The sequence below is a fragment of the Bartonella sp. HY761 genome (genome assembly GCF_026743145.1).
Lineage (GTDB): Bacteria > Pseudomonadota > Alphaproteobacteria > Rhizobiales > Rhizobiaceae > HY038.
In genome coordinates this window covers 2612681-2631005 of the sequence record NZ_CP104887.1, presented here as the reverse complement: position 1 = coordinate 2631005, position 18325 = coordinate 2612681, and the positions used below count along the sequence as shown (strand labels likewise).

The window sequence follows — 18325 nt, the reverse complement described above, 5'->3', positions numbered from 1 at the left end:
CGCCATTTCGTTCAAATTAATAGGTCCTGACCCTAAGGTCCATTATCATTTGTGATTATTTAAAGTAATTAACTATTTATTGTTTAATAAGAGGTTGCTATGCATAAGCCAAAAATTACAGCCCATCGCGGAGGTGCAGCACTTGCACCAGAAAATAGCCTTTCGGCTTTTATGAATGCCATCGTGCTTGGTGCTGATGAAGTAGAATGTGACGTGCATTTGCTAAAAAGCGGTGAAGTCGTGGTTTTTCATGATTTTCATCTTGAGCAACTGGCAGGCAGAAGTGATGATATATCCGAGCTTAATAATGACGAGCGCAAAGCTTTGCGCATAAGCGGCGGTCATGAAGCGCCACCTTTGCTTGAAGACGTGCTTGAGGCTTTGGCACCAAGCAATCTTGGTTTACATATTGAGATAAAGACTCGCGGCAATAAGGCTGAAGAACTAGTTTTAGCGCAAAAATCATTGGCTTTGATTGAAGCGCATAAAATGGGCAATCGCACATCAGCGATTAGTTTTGATGGTGATTGTTTAAAACCATTTATTGACGCAGGTGTTCCATCTGGCCCTTGTGTTGAGCGCATGCCAGAAGATTTTGCTGCTTATTTTGCCGTTTGTCGCAATAAGGGCTATCGTGATTTAAGCTTTAACGGCAGTGCAACTTCGGTTGAATTTGCCAAGGCGGCAATTGAAGAAGGTTTTCAACTGGGTGTGTGGACAATTAATGGTCCTGCAAGGCTTGCACATTGGCTCAAGCAACCAGTTAAATATATTACTACCGATCAGCCAGACCTTGCTTTAAAAATGCGTAAGGAAATTTGTAAGGCTTCATAGTTATAGTTGTTATTTAGCCCCACTATCTTGTGGGGCTAACATTGCAAGTATCTTGCATTAAAATTTAGCCGTAAATTTGTTAAATAAATAGAATTAAAAAAGAAAAATACTTTTATATTAATTTTTCCTAATATTAGGATGATGCATAAAATTTAATTTCTTTGCATAAAATTGTAATATTTTATAGGTTTTCTAATGTAAACACTTATGGATAGTTAAACTTGTTTCTTGATTTTTCTTAAGTAATCTGCTTTCACTTTTTCTAGACTATTTTATAAAGCCTATTGGCATTTATTGACTATAGGACTTATTTATCGGTGACGGGATTGGGGCGGGGCATTTGCAAACAAAACAGCAGCATTTATTATTTTTATTGTTGTTAGCAATTAAAAAGGGGGCGAAATGGATAATTTCAACTGCTTTTTAAAAAGTAATAATTTGCAAGAGTTTGACTATGCCTGTTTTGAAAGAAAAGCTGTTGTTCATTCCTTTGATGAGGTGGAGGCCTATTTTTCTCGCCATAGTGCTGTTAATAGTCATTTTATTTTTGCAAAACCCTTTATTAGTGAAACGCGTGATAATAGTGGTGATGTTGTTTCTTGGTATTGCAACGAGCATGGTAATGCCATTACCTGGCTAGATCTTGATGAGGGCACAAAAGCAAGGGTTGCCCAAGAATTGCAAAAAGAATGGCAAAATATTTTGACTATTTTTGCCGCAACGCCTCTTTTACCAATTGTAGAGCGTTGGTTTAACATTGCTGATATTAATCAAGATTTATTATTGGTAGCCAATCGCCCAATATTGACCAATTGGGGGCTTTTACCAAAGGCCATTAGTAAAGACGAAAAGACACGCATAAATCATTTTAATAATGGATTAGGTCATGTGATTGGTGTTCAGGCTGTTTTGCCTTTTCATAGCACTGATAGCGATCTTTCCACCCCTTTGATAGGAGGCCAGACTGTGGCTGCAAATGATGGCAATCAGCATCAAGGCTCGCAAGTAAGCCAAAATTCCCAAAACCATAATCCAGATGCAACAAGCGTGCATGAGACACATCAATATGTCACCGCACCGCCATCAAGAGGTGGTTTTTTATTACCGCTTATTTTCTCTGGGGTTTTCCTTTTTCTTATTGCACTTCTATTGCTAGTTTATTTTTTGCCGGCTAGCAATCTTGGGGTTAAGGTTTCATCAACTGAAAAAGATGAAGCTATTGCTTTGTTGGAAACACGCCGTGATGAATTAAAAAAAGGTTTAAGTGGTTTTAGTTGCCCAATACCTGAAGCTGGTCCGCAATCAGCAGGTCGTACCCAAGGTGGTGGATCAGGTAATAATGGTGATGGCGTAATTAGCGCGATTGATCCAAATTTACCATTGCCAGATATTTCTGGCGCGTTGGTTGTGCCAACCAGTGGACCAATTGCCCATGCCGAAAAGGCAACCGTTCTCATTATGGTGGAAGATGATAGCGATGAAGGCGGCAGTATGGGGTCGGGTTTCTTTATCAATGAAACCGATATTTTAACCAATCTGCATGTGGTTGGTGAAGCTCAAAATGTTAAAATTATTAATAAGGAGCTTGGTAAAACGATTGATGCCAAAGTTGTCGCCCGCTCGCGCGGTGAAGCGCAAATCGGTGCTCCTGATTTTGCTGTTTTAAGAGTGAGCGGTGCCCGCGCTCCTGCAGTGCTTGCTATTGCTGGAAAAACCGCCAAGGGTGAAAGTGTTATTGCTGCAGGCTTCCCTGGTATTATTATGGAAACCGACACAGTATTTCATCGCTTGTTGCGCGGTGATGCGACTGCCGCTCCTGAAATGGCGGTAACGCAAGGCATGGTAACTACTTTCCAGCAAGGCATTGAAGGTTTGGAATTGATGCTGCACACCGCAGCAATTTCTGGCGGTAATAGTGGCGGGCCACTCATCGATTATTGTGGTCGTGCTGTTGGGGTTAATACATTTTTGCGCTCTGGCGGTTCAGAAAATTCACCACTGAGCTTTGCACAGCGCACCAGTACCTTGACCAGCTTTTTAAAGCGCTCCAATGTGGCTTTTAAATTTGATGATACCCAGTGCAATCCGCAAGCGCAACAGCCTGCTGTAGCGCAAGCCGCACCAACAACTACTGGTGAGGGGGCAACTACTGGTGAGGGGGCAACTACTGGTGAGGGTGCAACCAATGGCGAGGCTGCGCCAACCAGCCCGGCGGCACCCAATGCGCAGCCGAACAATGCAAAACCAAATACTGCAACACCAGATGCCAGACAACCATCAACACAGCCAAGCACAAGTGGTAATGCAGCGCCTACAACAGGTAATAGTAATAATGGTGCAGCTAATCCACCTTTAAGTCCGGCGCCGTCATCTGGTGGTGGTGCTAATGGCGGTACGCAAAGTCCTGCAACGGGAACTACACCTTCTACGCCACCTGCAGGTGGTGGGGCAGCCAATGGTAGCCAATCTTCAAATCAACCATCAAGCGATCAGTCAACTCGGCCGTCAGCCAATTCGGGCAATCAATCTTCTAACCAACAGGGGAATGCACAATGAACAATATTCGTCTTGCAATAACTCTGCTTAATAATTTGCGTCCTGTTGGTCCGGTTAGTGAACGTGATCACGCCTTATTGACCGACCGCTTGGTGAGCGAGCTTGGCAATGATTATGCCAATTTTTTGGCAGAACCTATCCCTTCAGGTAATGGTGCACAGGTTGATTGGTATGTTAATGCCAATAGCCGCCCACAACCCATGGAAGAGCTTGACCCACAAAGCAAATCGGCATTGCTAAGCGCGGCCGAAAGCCGCAAAATGTCGGTGATTACTTTGGCAAACCGTCTTGAGCAAGGATCGCGTGGTGATAAGGAAATTGCCAAAGCTTTGCGTAATGCGATGATTACGCCAGATAGCGGTTGGCTTTATGACGTTGATGGTAAGCCAGTACTCGTTGGCTGGGGCTATGTTTCGGCGCAAAACGAGCAGCGATCCTTGGGGCTTACAGCCGTTGGCACTGCCGGTACTGCTGCTCAGGTGCGTAGTAGTCAGGCAGTTGAACAACCAAGCCCTGCGCAAGCTAATGCAGAGCAGCCAACGGCAGGTCAACCAACCGTTGCACAATCAACACCAACAAATGCGCCGCAAACAAACCAATCACAACAAACCCATAATGTTGAACATGTGGTGCATACAACCACCTATCATCATAATAGCGTTGTTGCAAAACGCCCCTTTAATTGGCTTGCCCTTATTTTTTGGCTGCTTTGTGCTTTGCTCGCCCTTATTTTCATTTGGCTTTTATTGAGTTCGTCGGCGCTTAACCGTTGGAGCACAGTGGTCAATGGACCAAAGGTTGAAATTGGTAGTGATAACGATCCGAGCTTGCAAAAAATTGCTGATTTAAACAAGGAAATAACCAACCTTGAAGATGAAGCCCGCAAAAGGCAGCAAGAATGTATTGAGCAGCAAGCAGCCAATGAGCCACCTGCAAATAATCGTCGCAATGGCAATCCAAGGTCGGATGATGGTAGAAATCCATTTGACAATGGCCAGCCAGAACAACGTGCTGATCGCGGTAATGATGGTGGCAACAATGGTTCTGGGCCCAATAATGGGCAACCTAATATTACAATTATTATGCCACAAAATGGCGGTAATGCGCCGGAGCAGCGTGTGGAAATTGTTCCTGTACCAGTACCAGAAACTCCGCAGCAACCAACACCTCCTCAGCCAACGCCGCCAGAACAACCTGCTGATCCTGAACAGCCCGCAGAGCCTGAACAAACACCCGAACAACCACAGCAAACTGAGCGTCAGCGTGAACTTGATGATGTGATTAATCGGTCAGGGGTAAGAACGGGTGCATTGCAAATTACCCTTATCTGGAAGGGCAAATCTGATCTTGACTTATCAATCCGCTGTCCCAATGGCACGCGCGTTTATTTTAAACGCCGTTCAAGTTGTGGTGCAACGCTTGACCGTGATGCCAACCAACGCCCTGATATGCTATCGCGTGAGCCGGTTGAAAATATCTATTGGAGTGATCCATCAAAGATTCCGCCAAAGATTCCTGTCTATGTAGATTATTATGACAATCATGGTGATCCGCGTCCCAATACGCCTTTCCGTTTGCGTATTCGTAAAACGATTGTGGATCCGCAAACTGGTGAGTCCAAAGTTGAGGATAAGATCATTGATGGTGTTGCCAATGGCTCGCGTCGTCGTAGCCCAAGGCAAATTTATGTCATTACCAATCCATAATTGAACAATTATACTCCGTGAATTCCATTTAAATGAACGGAGTATATTTTTTATCAAAAGCGCATTTGGTTAAGGTTGAAAATCAAGTGGAAAAAAGCGAACAATGATAAAAAGGATATATACTTTGCAGATTTTTAGGATTTGAAATGAACAAAGTATAAGAATATTATTTTATTCCGTATCACCATTCGGATTTAACAATTAAAACAGAATGAAGCACACCTAATGATCGAGCCAAAAGATATTGTTCTTGTTCCAAATAGCGGTATTCAATTTGTAACGCTGCCTTTTGCTTTTGATAAAATTAGCCGTTTTGATCGGCCTTTTATTGAAAAGCGCATGGAAGTGCGTAGTGACGGTAAACCAGTGTTCCGGCTGTTTCCAGGCTGGAATGAAATTGATCCGCAAGCAGATGCGCCTTATTTTAGCGAAGAGGGTGATGAGGAATATTCGGTCAATAAAAATAAAGCCTTGGAGCCATTTTTAAATCAATGGGTACCATTGCCGTTTTTACGGGCATTGCCAGGACGTGATGCTAATGGTTTAGAAAATTATGACACTGGCCCAACCAATTGGTCGCGGGTGAGGGTTATTAAAGCGCCGCATAGCGATGATGCAGATGCACCTTCGCATATGGCGGTTTTTGCCTTTGATACAGCGGTGGAACAGCATGGCGGCGGTAGCGGCGATCCGCAATCACGACCATGGCCTTATACGGCGCCCATTGCCAATGATATTCTTAATCCGCAAGAATTTTCTCTTGTAAGCATGATTAGCCGCAATGGTTGGTTTTTGGGCGATCCACGCAAGCACCCAATTAGCGGTGAGGAAATGGATTTTCAAAGCTGGGCTTTAAGCTGGATTGAAAATCTTTTTGTTGCCCATCGAGAAACAGAATTAGGCCGCAAACTGCGCGAGAGTGATCGGCGTTTTGCGCTTGAACATGCGGCGCGTTGGTTTGCTTTTATTGAGTTATTGGGTATAGGTTGCACGATTCCAAAAGTGCGCTTTATGGATACAATTTCAGGGCAATCTCATGTACGGCCGGTTGAGGTTGACCTCGTTCTTGATATTGGCAATAGCCGTACTTGCGGCTTGCTGATTGAGAATTACCCTAATGAGGATAATGTCGATCTTAATAATTCGATGATTTTGTCTTTACGTGATCTTGAGCGTCCAGAATTGCAATATAGTGAACCTTTTGATAGTAATATCGAGTTTTCACAAGCCACTTTTGGTGATGATACATTGTCACGTCTATCGGGGCGGCAACGGGCGTTCCTATGGCCAGGTGTTGTGCGGGTTGGGCCAGAAGCATCGCGCCTACGCGCAATCAAGGGTGGTACTGCCGCTGTTGGTGGTATATCTAGCCCAAAACGCTATTTATGGGATGTGCAAGAAGTTAACCAGTCTTGGCGTTTTCCAGCTTCGCAATATTTGGCTGATGGTGCTGCACCGCCAATTAGCCGCATTGTGCGGCGGTTTTTAAACCGCAATGGCGATGTGATTTCGCAAATACGCAAAGATCGTGCTTTATATAAGCGGCTTTATGGCAAAAGAAGTGATAGCGAATTAATGCAGCCAAGTCCGGCTTTATCCTATTCTCGCTCATCGCTTTATTCTTTAATGATTGCTGAAATTCTATTTCAAGCCATTGCCATGATTAATAATCCGCAAGTGCGTGCCGAACGTAAGCAAAGCAATGCACCGCGCCGTTTGCGCCGCGTGATTATGACCTTGCCATCAGCTTTGCCAACGCTTGAACAACGGCTTATGCGCTCACGGGTTGAAGGAGCGGTTAATCTTTTATGGGAGTTGATGGATTGGCATCAATCTTCAAGCCCAAGCCTTGCTCGCCCAACGGTACAAGTATCATGGGATGAGGCAACCTGTGTTCAATTTGTTTGGCTCTATAGCGAAATAAGTCGCCGCTTTGGTGGACGTATTGTTGAATATTTTGATCTGTTCGGTAAGCCGCGCCAACGTTTTGAAGCTGGGCAAGAGCCTAAGCCAGATACACCGCTTGAACCATCATTACGTATTGCCAGTATTGATATTGGCGGCGGTACATCGGATTTGATGATTACTACCTATTATCAAAATGATGATCGCGCGTTGGTTCCTGTGCAAACTTTCCGTGAAGGCATTGGTATTGCTGGTGATGATATTACAAAATCGGTGATTGAGCGGTTAATTTTACCGGCAATTTCACGTCAATTAAGCGCATGTGGGGCAGGTAATCCACGCGCCATTTTAAATGAGCTTTTTGGTGGTGACCGCTCCAATATGGCCGAGCAGATTAAGGATCAGCGCCGCGAAACGGTGATTAAAGTTCTAATGCCAGCAGCCCTTGGGCTTATGTCAGCCTATGAAGAATCTGGGCAAGACCGCTATGAAGCCATTCATACCAAGCGTCTTGATGAATTGGTGCCAGCCTTACTTAAAGATAATTATCTTGACCTTGCTTATGTTCATGAAGCAGCACGTGTCGGCGGCGCGGTTGATTTTAATATTGGCGACACACCAATTGATCTTGATTTCCAGCGTTTACGCTCGGCAATCAATGAAACGTTGCAAATCGCGCTTGATTGCTTAAGTGAAGCCATTAGCCATTTTGATTGTGATAAAGTATTGCTTTCAGGTCGGCCATCGCGTTTGCCGGCTATTCACGAATATTTGGAAAATAGCCTTGCCGTTACTCCTGATAAGATACAACCATTACATCGGTATCGGGTTGATATTTGGTATCCATTCCGTTCGCGCAGTGATGTGACGATTGGTGATCCTAAAACCACAGCTGTTGTTGGCGCAATGCTTTGTGCTTTAGCCGAAGGCTCTATTGTTAATTTCAGCTTGCAAACCCATAAATTGCAAATGCGTTCCACTGCTGCCTATATTGGTGAGCTCGGCAGTGATGGCGTTCTTGAGCAATCACGGGTGTTGTTTACGGCTGAAGAATTGCAGCAAAATGGCGCTGTTGAAGCCGAGCATAAGTTAAAAATTTACACACGTGCGCGGTTAGGGTTTAGACAATTGCCATTGCAACGCTGGATTACCAACCCGCTTTATCAATTATCGATTGATGAAGGAGCTGGCAATGTTCCCCGTCCGATTGAAATCACCATTGCTCGCGAGGTGCAAGAGGACGAAAGCGGCGATAGTGCGTCGGTGTTAGAACAAGAGGCATCTAAAGAAGAGCTGACTATTAGAGAAGCATGGGATGCTAATGGCGGTGATGTACGCCGTTCCATCAATTTGACATTCTGTACTTTGCAGCTTGATGATAAATCAAGTGAATATTGGCTGGATTCTGGCACATTAACGGTTTTATAAAATGTGAAATATTGCACTTTAAATAAACGCAATATTTCGTCACAAAAGATTATAGTTGTTTTATCGTGGTTTTAATTGGCTTTGGTTAAAACCACTTGCAATAGGTAAGTAGCATGAAGGCGAATGATAATTTGGGCTTGGCAGCCGATACCACCAAAGAGACTGCACGTGCGGCGCTTGATTGGTTGCAAAAGGCTAATAATCGCGCATTGGTTGGCGATCAAGCAGCCCGTCTTGAGCGCGCCTTGCGCCTTGGTATTGTTAATGCTGGTCAGTTATCGAAAGCTGCTCGCCGGCCAATGGCGGTTGCGGTATTTGGTGCAAGCCAAGTGGGAAAATCACACTTGATTTCAGTGCTAGCCCGTAAGGGCGACGCTTTAATGGCGCGTTTCCAAGGCATGGAAAAGCCAGTTAATTATATTACAACGATTAATCCAGATCGCGGTAAAGAAGCAACCGGTCTTGTAACCCGCTTTACTATTCGTGATCCAAAAGCTGCTCCCGATGGTTTTCCTGTGCATTTGCGGCTGTTAAGCCATGCAGATCTCATCAAAATTTTTGCCAATGCCTATTTTTTTGATGGTCAACCAGGGCGATATGAGACTTGGCCAACAGAAGATGAAATTAAGGCTTTTCTTGCGCCTTTTCGTAATGGGGTGGCACAAGGTGCAGGTGATAGTGGCGAGCCTAATGGTCTTACCATTGAAGATATTTGGGGCTTGGAAGAATATTTTAATAAAACCCTTGCCGAGTTTGAATTAACCAAACGTCTTGGCTCATTTTGGGTAGTTGCAGCAGATATTGCGCCGCGTCTTAGTTTGCCAAAACTCGCAGAATTTTTATCGCTTTTATGGGGTCGTCATCAGGCAATCAGCGATGTTTATCTTAATCTTGTAAAAAGCTTGCAAGGCTTGAATTTTGCTGAAGAAGTATTTGTACCGTTTAGTGCTATTGATATTTCAGCAGAAGACCAGCAATCTATCCTTGATGTTGAAACCTTAAGTGATATTATTGAAGAAGATGCGGTTAAGCTTGATGTAGCAACGCCAAATGGTAAAATTGTTGCGCTCAATAAGCCGATTATTACCGCCCTTACTGCCGAACTATTGATTAACCTTGCTGATAATCCTTGGCCTTTTTTCGAGCATACGGATTTGCTCGATTTTCCCGGCTATCGAACCCGTGGTTTGCCGCAAGGCAGCGGCGAAGATGATGAAGGCGGCACAAAAGGTTTAGCGCGTTTTTTAAGCGAAGCGCCGCGCGAAACCATGGCTTCGCTTATTTTGCGCGGTAAGGTTGAATATCTTTTTCAACGTTACTGCAATGAGCAAGATATTACCGCCATGCTGTTTTGCGTTAAAGAAAGCAATCTAGATGTTAATCAGCTTGCCGATGTTGCAGCCAATTGGATTGCAACCACCCATGGTGCGCGGCCAAATGAACGTATTGGTAAACCGCCACTATTATACTTTGTATTAACCCGTTTTGATATGCATTTTGAAAAAAAGGCCAATGACTCTTCCATGGGGTTAAAAACGCGGTTTGAAGGGCGGATGATGGCATCATTGATCAAGCCTTTTGGCTCAAGTCCTGATTCATGGGTCAAACAATGGACACCGAATGAGCCATTTCGCAATATGTTTTTAATGCGTAATCCCAATGTTATGAATGCCGATATGTTTACCTTTGATGGTGGGCGTGAGGTGGATATACGCGAAGACCGTAAGGATTGGGTCAAAGAATTGCGTGATGGGTTTTTAGAAACCGATTATGTGCAAGAGCATTTTAACGACCCACAAACTGCCTTTGATGAAATGATGCGGGTTAATGATGGCGGTGCGAGCTATATTGCTAAAAGCCTTGCCCCCGTTTGTCGCCCAGAGATAAAATATCAACAAATTGCTTTCCGCCTTAACAAGTTAAATATGGATTTATTAGCAATATTAAAGCCATTTTATACAACAACAGATCTTGGCAAACGCTTAGCAGAGCGTGAAGAAATTGCACGCAATGTGGTCGACGCTCTTTATACGGCAGAGGAAAACTATCACCGTTTTGGTACATTGCTTCGTGGTTTAATGCTTGATAATGCTAGCATTACCGATCAACTTTATGAAGCCTTGATTGAAATGGATCGCCACCCTATTAGCCAGGATGCGGTGGCAGCACCAAGCGCGCCGCGCCGTTTGCGTCCTTGGGAGAAAAAAGAAAATACCGGCGATGAGAGTAGTGATGCGGTACCGGTTGAGCCTAGCGCCAATAATCGCCGTGAGGGGAAATTTGTTAGTGCAGCCATAGCAACTTGGATAAGCCATCTTTATCGCCAAGTTGATAATCCGCATTTCTTGATTGAAACTAAGATGGATCCTAGCCACTTACGCGAAATGGTTGATGATATCGTTTTTGCTGCTAAACGCCTAAAAATGACTGATATTATGGCGGAAACTATCAAGCGCGTAGCCTTTGTTGATCGCCGTGATGAGCAAATTTCTAAAGCGGCTTTGGTGAGTGAGCGTTTTCTTAATCGCTTTATCGCCGATCTTGGTGTCTCACTCATGGAAAAGAATGAGCGCCCCAAAAATGACTATGCCGAGCCACCACGCATTGTCTTTGATTATGGTCCATCGCCGTTTAATGCAAAAAATATTGGTCTTGAGCCTGCAACACCCTATCTCACAACGCTAGAAGATTGGGCGATTGCCTTTATGGCACTTGCCAGTGATAATGCTAAAAGTGAAGAGGGTTTAACCATAGATATCGAACAAAATGCAGCTTTGGGGCGAATTATTGATGCGTTGCATCCAGTCGAATAGCGATTGTTGCATAGTTATAAATTATGATGCTTGTATTTGATTTGCTCAAAAACAAATACAAAAGATGAATAATTAGAAAACCACTATACTCTGTACATTTAAGGTTTTAAAATGAGCAGAGTATAAGTTAAATTACTGTGCGTAAAAAACTATTTTCCATTTTCAAATGGAAAGGTCTTTACAGTTTGGGTAACTTGTATTTGTAATAGGCAAACTTATTTTAAGATTTGTCATCTTTAAAATTAATGTGGAAGAGGAAAAAATGGCTGAGATCATTGCCGCTCTGGAATTTGGCCCCGGTCATGCATGGTTGATTTTCGATGAACCTATTGCTGATGATGCAGTCATTTATATTACACGCGACTCCGATACTGCAGGTAATCTAGGGCCCAATGGTTGGCAGGCGCAATCTTTTGGTATTGATCCTATACAAATTGACCCAATGGCGAGTGGCGCACGTGTTTTGCTTGGGCCCGATGTGGTGGATTATGTCCTTGATGGTGAAGCCGTAACCGTTAAGGCTGGTAAGGTTGCGTTTTTTGCATTTTGGCCTCCTGTGACACCGGCTCCTAAAAAGAGCCGAAACAGTGTGGTTGATGGCGGCAAAGCAAAAATAGCGCAAAAGATTGAGCCGGTTTTTGAACCAGAGCCGACAGCACCTCAGCCAAAGGATGAGCCGGAACCAGAGCCTGAGATTAAAATGTTTGAGGAGACACCGCGCACACCTCGGCAACCGCAAACCGATGAAAATCCAAAGAATGAAGATGTTAAACGTGCTGTAAATGCTGCTCTTGCTGGCCAAAATAATTTTGGTGCCAATGTGCCAAAGAAAAAATCAATGGTTGTGCCTTTTGTGATAATTGGTCTTATTGCTTGTGTTGCTATCATTGCTGGTGGATATTTTATCTATAGTTCATTTTTAAATCAAAACACAGAACAGGTTGCGGGTGGTTCACCGGCAACACCGCCCGTTACTGGTGGAGAAGAACCACCAGTAACGCCAGATCCAACAACACCAGATCCAGCAACACCTGAGCCAGTCGTTGAGCAAACACAGGTTCAACGAGATTTTGCGCTTGGCCCTGATGGCTGGAGCGCACTTATCACCGCACCTGATACTGATCCGCAGCGACTTTTTGATCTTGGCCGGACTTTACGCAATGATGAGGGTGGCAATACTGATATTGGTTTTGAAGCAATTTATCGTTCTGGTGAAAGAGGCAATCGTGCAGCACTTGAGTGGTATGCCAAGGCTAATGATCCAACATCAAATGCCACCGGCAATGATCGTATAACGCCTCCCAATATTCGCCGTGCTTTTGAAAGCTGGACCAAATTGGCCGAGCAAGATGCTACCATGCGTGAAAATATAACCCGTCTTTGCAATAATTTACGTGAAAAACGCTATTCTGGTACAGCGGATGAACGCACAACCTTTCAGGATTACTGCCAATGAACCATGCTTTTCGCTCTTTAGCGCCAAATTATGTTCAATATTTGGGTCGCCTCGTAGGTCTTGCGTTTGTAAGCCTGCTCGTTGCAATACTGTCATTGACGCAGGTTAATGCGCAAAATGCTGACCGTGAAGCTTTAAAGCAAGAAGGGCGGCAAACCCTTTATCAACGCATCGTCACTAAGCCGGGCGCAATTTTGTTGCCGCAAAGCAATTCACCCGATAGCGCTGGTAAGCCATTACCTGCCTTTGAAATTTATTATGTTTTTGCTCGTCAAAATGGTGTTTTGGAAGTGGCAGGTAATAGCCGCGGCGCAACGCAGGGTTGGATAAAACAAGAATTTGCGGTCGATTGGAAACACTCAATTGTTGCAGCTTTTAATAATCGCGTCGAAGTTGGCCGCCAAAGGCAGCTTTTCTTTGCAGATAAAAATAAGCTTGTTAATGTGATTGGTGCAAGTGACGTTAAAGAAAAAATTGCAGCCCTTCGTCAAAATCCAGGGCAACAAGGTAGTCCAGTTATCGCTTTGGAACCTGAAAATATTCCGTCAATTGATGAAAAATTTTATCTCTTGCCTATTTTGGATTTTGAAAAAGGATGGTTGCATGATGATGCAGAAGGCACATTCTTAGGGGTTGGTTCGATTACTCAAAGCGGGCAATCTCAGCAAACACCGGCAACGGCACAAAATCAGGTACAGCAAAACCCCAATTCACCTAACCAACCGGCAAATGATCCAAATGCGCAGCAAGCAGGCAATCAACAGCCTAAAACTGGCGTGATGTTTGTCATTGATACAACCATTTCGATGCAGCCTTATATTGATGCAACGCGTGATGCCGTCTTAACCTTGAAGGGGGATATTGAAGATTCAGGTAAGCCAATCAATTTTGGTCTTATTGGTTTTCGCCAAAATGAGACAACCAATCGCGGTATTGGCTATCATGTCAAAGTATTTCAGCGTTTGACGCCAACTGCCACCGCCGATGATTTTGTAACCGAAATTAGCAAAATGAAAACGGCAACTCGCTCAACCCAAGGTATTAATGAAGATGCCCTTGGCGGCGTATTTGCAGGGCTTGAGGCCGGCGATTGGGATGCGTTTGATTTAAAATATATGATCTTGATTACAGACGCAGGTCCAAGAAAACCAGAACATGGCGATAATTTTGCGGGCTCTTTATTTGTTGACGAAATTAATGAGTTAGCCCGCAAAAAAGGTATCCGCATCACCACTTTGCATGTGCGTACACCTGAAGGCGCACGCGACCATCAATATGCTGAAGATGCCTATCGCCGCTTGTCGCGTATTGCTGGTGGTACCCTTTATACGCCAATTACGACGACCGATGTATCAGGGTTTATTGATCAAATCCGTCCAGCCGCAACCCAAATTGTAACCGATTTAAATAATATTGCTGCTGGTCGTTTAACTGAAGCACCGGCTGAAGATGATAATTCAGCACCGGCGCAAATTGCGCGCGCAAGCCGCGCCATGCAACTTGAATTTTTAGGACGGCGCGAAAATGCGGCCGCACCAGCTTTTTATGAAGCTTGGACGATAGATCGGGACTTTGACCAACCGGCTATTAAACCAGCCCTTGATATTCGTATCATGCTCACCAAAAACCAACTTTCAACCTTATCTGAAACGTTGCGCACTATTGTTAATCGCAGTGAAGTTATGAGCGGCGATCCAATGGAATTTTTCCGTGATATTCGAGATTTGGCGGCACGTGCTTCTAATGATCCACGGCAATTGGCAGCTGATGCGCCGCTAGGGGACGCTTTTGGCGAATATTTGGAAGGTTTACCCTATACCAGTCAAATTCTTAACCTTACCCCTGAGGATTGGGTACAAATGCCAGCCTCTCAGCAACGCGATCGTATTTTGGACTTAAAATCGAAGCTTGCTTTTTATGAGCGGGTGCACAATGATCCAAATGCTTGGTTGCAATTGCAGTCTGATGCTGCGGCTGGTGAGTTCGTCACAACTATTTCACTTGATCGCTTACCGTGATCCTTTGCCTTTATGGTAACAAATTAAGGACATTGTTTTGGCTCGTATTGTTGTTGAAAACATGACAAAAACGCTCACTGATCGTGAGCGTTCTTTTTGTCTTCATATTCCTTCATTTTCGCTACAAGAAGGCGATAAAAAAGCAATTGTTGGGGCAACGGGATCAGGCAAAACAACCGCAATGGATTTATTGGCTCTTGCTAGCCGCCCACAAACATCTGATTATTTCGAGCTTATTGGCGATGAGTTTGGCACAATTGATGTTAGTGCCAAAGCTATTCGCCGCGAAAATGCAAGGCTTGCACAATTGCGTGCCCATCTTTTCGGCTATGTTGTACAAACTAGCCCGCTTTTTTCTTTTTTGACGGTTAAGGAAAATGTTGCCGTTCAGCAAAAATTGGCAGGGCGGCGCGATGATAATTATATCATGGCGCTTTTGCAAGCAGTTGGACTTGGTAATGATGGAGATGCTCGTCCCAAGGATTTGTCGATAGGGCAGAGACAAAGAACAGCGATTGCTCGTGCGCTTGCTCATCGGCCGGCGTTTTTGATGTGTGATGAACCAACTGGTGCATTGGATGATGAAACCGCCAATATTTGCATGGAGATGATTACCAGTGTTGCCGAGCATACTGGCACTGCCATTGTAATGATTACCCACGATGTTAGCTTGGCAACGCGTCATGGCTTTAGTTTGGTAAAGGTTGAGCGCGAAAATATCAAACCTGGTTTTTCGCAAGCAGTTTTATATGACACAACAAGCGAGGTTTCGGTATGAGGCTTGGCTTCTATCTAGGGCTTCGCACAATTTTTGGCCATCCACGCGGAGCGTTTTTATCGCTTTTGGTGCTTGCTGCTATGCTTGCCCCCATTCTAGTGCTTTGGGGTTTAAAAAGTGGTACATTGACCGCGCTTGTTAATGAATTGCGCAACGACCCACGTAATCTTGAAATACGACTTATTGGTGATCATCCTTTGGGAGTTGCAGAACTTGCCAAGATTAAAGGTCTTGAAGGCGTTGGCTTTTTTCAACCAACTACCCGCGGCCTTGCAGCGCGCGCTTGGCTATCACCTGCAAGTCATGGTGGGCGGGAGGCAATCTCGCTATTGCCGGGCGGCGAGGGTGATCCACTTTTACCGCAAAATGTTGCACCACCAAAGTTAGGTGAAACGGTTATTTCAAAACGTGTTGCCGATAGTTTAAAAGTGGCAATTGGCGATGAAGTAATTTTACGAACGCAACGTGAAAGCGATCGGCTAACATTGGCGCAAAAATTAAGAATTACTGGGCTCATTGATGCCGCGCAAGCATCAGGCAGTCAGGCGATTGTCAATGCCACATTGGTTGAAGAAGTTGAGTCATTTCTTGATGGTTTTGCGATTGATCGCTTAGAGCTTGCGGGCCGCCCCATATCCGAGCGGCATTTGCGCCATGCTAATTTGCGTCTTTATGCCAAGCAAATTGAATTTGTGCCCAAATTAGCCCAATCGATTGAGGATCTGGGCTATCCGGTAAGTTCGCGGGCGGCTGATGTTGAAAAGCTAGTTTCCATCGAAAAAGCATTAAATGGTATTATTGCCGTGGTCGCAAGCCTACTGATCATTTCTTATTTCGGTGCGGCAAGTGCCAGTATTTTAGGTGTGTTTGATAAGCATCGCCGTGATATTGCGCTTTTGCGCCTTATGGGGGGATCGCGAGCAACAATATTTTGGTTCGTTGCCGGTTTTGGTTTAACCACCGGCCTCATTGGGCTTTTAACCGCAATGGGACTTTATTTGGGGCTTGCAGATTTTATCAATAGTCGATTTTCCCTTGGTCTTGCCAGTGGTGCGGCCAATTGTTATTTGGAGCCAATTCAGCTTGTTGCTGCAGGCTTGGCAACCATGTTCCTTATTCTCATCGTCACTGCGCTATCGGCATGGCGTTTTGTGACTGTTGCACCGGGAGGGGCTCTACGTGCTGAATAAATTTAATCCCACTTTCTCATCGTTCAAATCTTGGCGTCACCGCGTTACTGCTATCGGTATTGTTGCTCTATCTTGGGGGGCTTTAAGCGGCACTGCACTTTCTGCTGAATGGACACCGCGGGTTTGGAATCCAAAGCCTGCCGATGGCGATGTTGTCATTGACTTGCCCTGTGATGGCAAACTTGTATTTCGTGCTGTACAAACAGTGGTTATGGACGAAAATTCTGCCAGTGCACCTTTGAGCGACAGTCCAGTAAGCCTTGGCGCGACTGAGGGTGAGCGCGCTTATATGGAATATCGCCGTGAAGAGCATATTAGTGGTGCATTAACTAATGAGCGCGGCAATTTCTTTTTAATGGGAAAATATGAAATTAGCCATGCGCAATATCAAGCGGTGATGGCAGATAGTCCCGAAAAATGTCCAACCCGTATGGGGCCGCCTGATGCATTACCTGAAACTGGTATTAGTTGGTATGATGCGGTGGAATTTACCCGCCGTTTAAATGCTTGGCTTTATAAAGATGATCTAGCCCAGCTAACTGCAATTGGCGCACAAAACGGCTATGTACGCCTACCAACCGAAGTCGAGTGGGAATTTGCCACCCGTGGAGGCCTATCGGTTAGTGCAGCCGAACGTAGCAATAGCCGCTTCTTTACCAATGGCTCTATTGATGATTATGCTTGGTATAATGGCGCACAATCAGCAAGCGGTAAAGCAAAGCCAATTGGCCAAAAAAATCCTAATCCTCTTGGTCTTTATGATCTTTATGGAAATGCTGAAGAAATTATGCTTGATCCTTTTCGCTTAACCCGACTTGATCGCTTGCATGGCGCAGTTGGTGGTTTTGTTGTGCGCGGTGGTTCGTTCTTAGATAATCCAGAAACTTTAACATCGTCTCGTCGTGATGAATATCCATTTTTTTCGCAAGATTCAAAAGGTGAAATGCGCCGCCGCACGGCTGGTTTCCGATTGGTGATTAGCACCCCATCGATTGGCGATTTAGCGTCTGTGGAGCGCTTAGAGGCGGCATTTAAAGAGCTAAGCAAGCAGGTAGAGGGCGATGCCGCCAATCAACCTAGTATGCAATTGCAAGAAATTGAAGCGCGGATTGAAGGGCCTTTGAAAACAGAAATTGCTGGCTTGCGTACACGTTTGGAAACCGAGTTTACACGCCGAAATGACGTTGAAAATCGCAGTTTACGCCGTGCGATTTTTAATGCTGGCATGTCGGCACGCGAATTACATTTGGCCTCGCGCGCCCTTGATAATTTTTATGCGAATTTAAACGATCCTGATTTTCCTGCTGACTTGAAGGAAAGCACAAGGACGCGCTTTAAGCGTGAACGTGAAAATTTTGATATGTTTGTGACGATATATACCGATTCTATCGTGCAGATTGCAACAGATCAGGGCAATAAGGTGGCAGTTCAAGGCGATATCGTTAAGCGTGAATTGACCGAGCAAAAGCGTCAAGCCTTGGTGCGCTATGTCGATGAAGCTATGCAGCAAATATCCGATTATCATGCTGGCAGCGTCACCCAAACCCGTGCCATTGTCGATAAACTTATCGGCGCCCATCCATGGTTTGATTAGGATTTGTTGGCAAAGATGCTTTAGCAAAATGAGCAATATTTGGCGCT

Annotated in this window: 10 protein-coding genes; all 10 read left to right on the top strand. The window is 44.7% G+C overall.

The annotated features are described in order from the left end of the window. Positions 1-99 precede the first annotated feature (99 nt). The 10 genes from N6A79_RS11330 to N6A79_RS11285 all read left to right on the top strand — a co-directional run bounded on the left by N6A79_RS11330 (position 100) and on the right by N6A79_RS11285 (position 18278). Complete coding sequence (locus tag N6A79_RS11330) at positions 100-834, top strand: glycerophosphodiester phosphodiesterase (RefSeq protein WP_268546020.1); 735 nt, start codon at positions 100-102, stop codon at positions 832-834. Positions 835-1236: 402 nt separating this feature from the next. After that, positions 1237-3390 carry a S1C family serine protease gene (locus N6A79_RS11325; protein WP_268546019.1) on the top strand — a complete coding sequence of 718 codons (2154 nt, stop codon included), beginning with the start codon at positions 1237-1239 and terminating at the stop codon, positions 3388-3390. Beyond that, positions 3387-5096 carry a hypothetical protein gene (locus N6A79_RS11320; protein WP_268546017.1) on the top strand — a complete coding sequence of 570 codons (1710 nt, stop codon included), beginning with the start codon at positions 3387-3389 and terminating at the stop codon, positions 5094-5096. Before N6A79_RS11325 ends, N6A79_RS11320 begins: the two co-directional genes overlap by 4 nt. Before the next feature lie 225 nt (positions 5097-5321). After that, complete coding sequence (locus tag N6A79_RS11315) at positions 5322-8429, top strand: virulence factor SrfB (protein WP_268546016.1); 3108 nt, start codon at positions 5322-5324, stop codon at positions 8427-8429. A 113-nt stretch (positions 8430-8542) separates the two neighbouring features. After that, positions 8543-11242, top strand: a complete 2700-nt coding sequence (locus tag N6A79_RS11310) for a virulence factor SrfC family protein (RefSeq protein WP_268546015.1) — start codon at positions 8543-8545, stop codon at positions 11240-11242. Between the two features lie 262 nt (positions 11243-11504). Next, positions 11505-12698: a hypothetical protein gene (locus N6A79_RS11305; protein ID WP_268546014.1), complete on the top strand. Its 1194-nt coding sequence runs from the start codon at positions 11505-11507 to the stop codon at positions 12696-12698. After that, entirely contained in the window at positions 12695-14716 is a 2022-nt protein-coding gene (locus N6A79_RS11300; protein ID WP_268546012.1) for a vWA domain-containing protein, read from the top strand. The genes N6A79_RS11305 and N6A79_RS11300 overlap by 4 nt, the downstream gene beginning before the upstream one ends. 37 nt (positions 14717-14753) lie before the next feature. Then, positions 14754-15494, top strand: coding sequence for an ABC transporter ATP-binding protein (locus tag N6A79_RS11295; protein ID WP_268546011.1), 741 nt, complete (start codon positions 14754-14756; stop codon positions 15492-15494). After that, positions 15491-16684 (top strand): ABC transporter permease, encoded by a 1194-nt coding sequence (locus tag N6A79_RS11290; protein WP_268546010.1) that lies wholly within the window; start codon positions 15491-15493, stop codon positions 16682-16684. The genes N6A79_RS11295 and N6A79_RS11290 overlap by 4 nt, the downstream gene beginning before the upstream one ends. Further along, entirely contained in the window at positions 16674-18278 is a 1605-nt protein-coding gene (locus tag N6A79_RS11285; RefSeq protein ID WP_268546009.1) for a formylglycine-generating enzyme family protein, read from the top strand. Before N6A79_RS11290 ends, N6A79_RS11285 begins: the two co-directional genes overlap by 11 nt. Positions 18279-18325 lie beyond the last annotated feature (47 nt).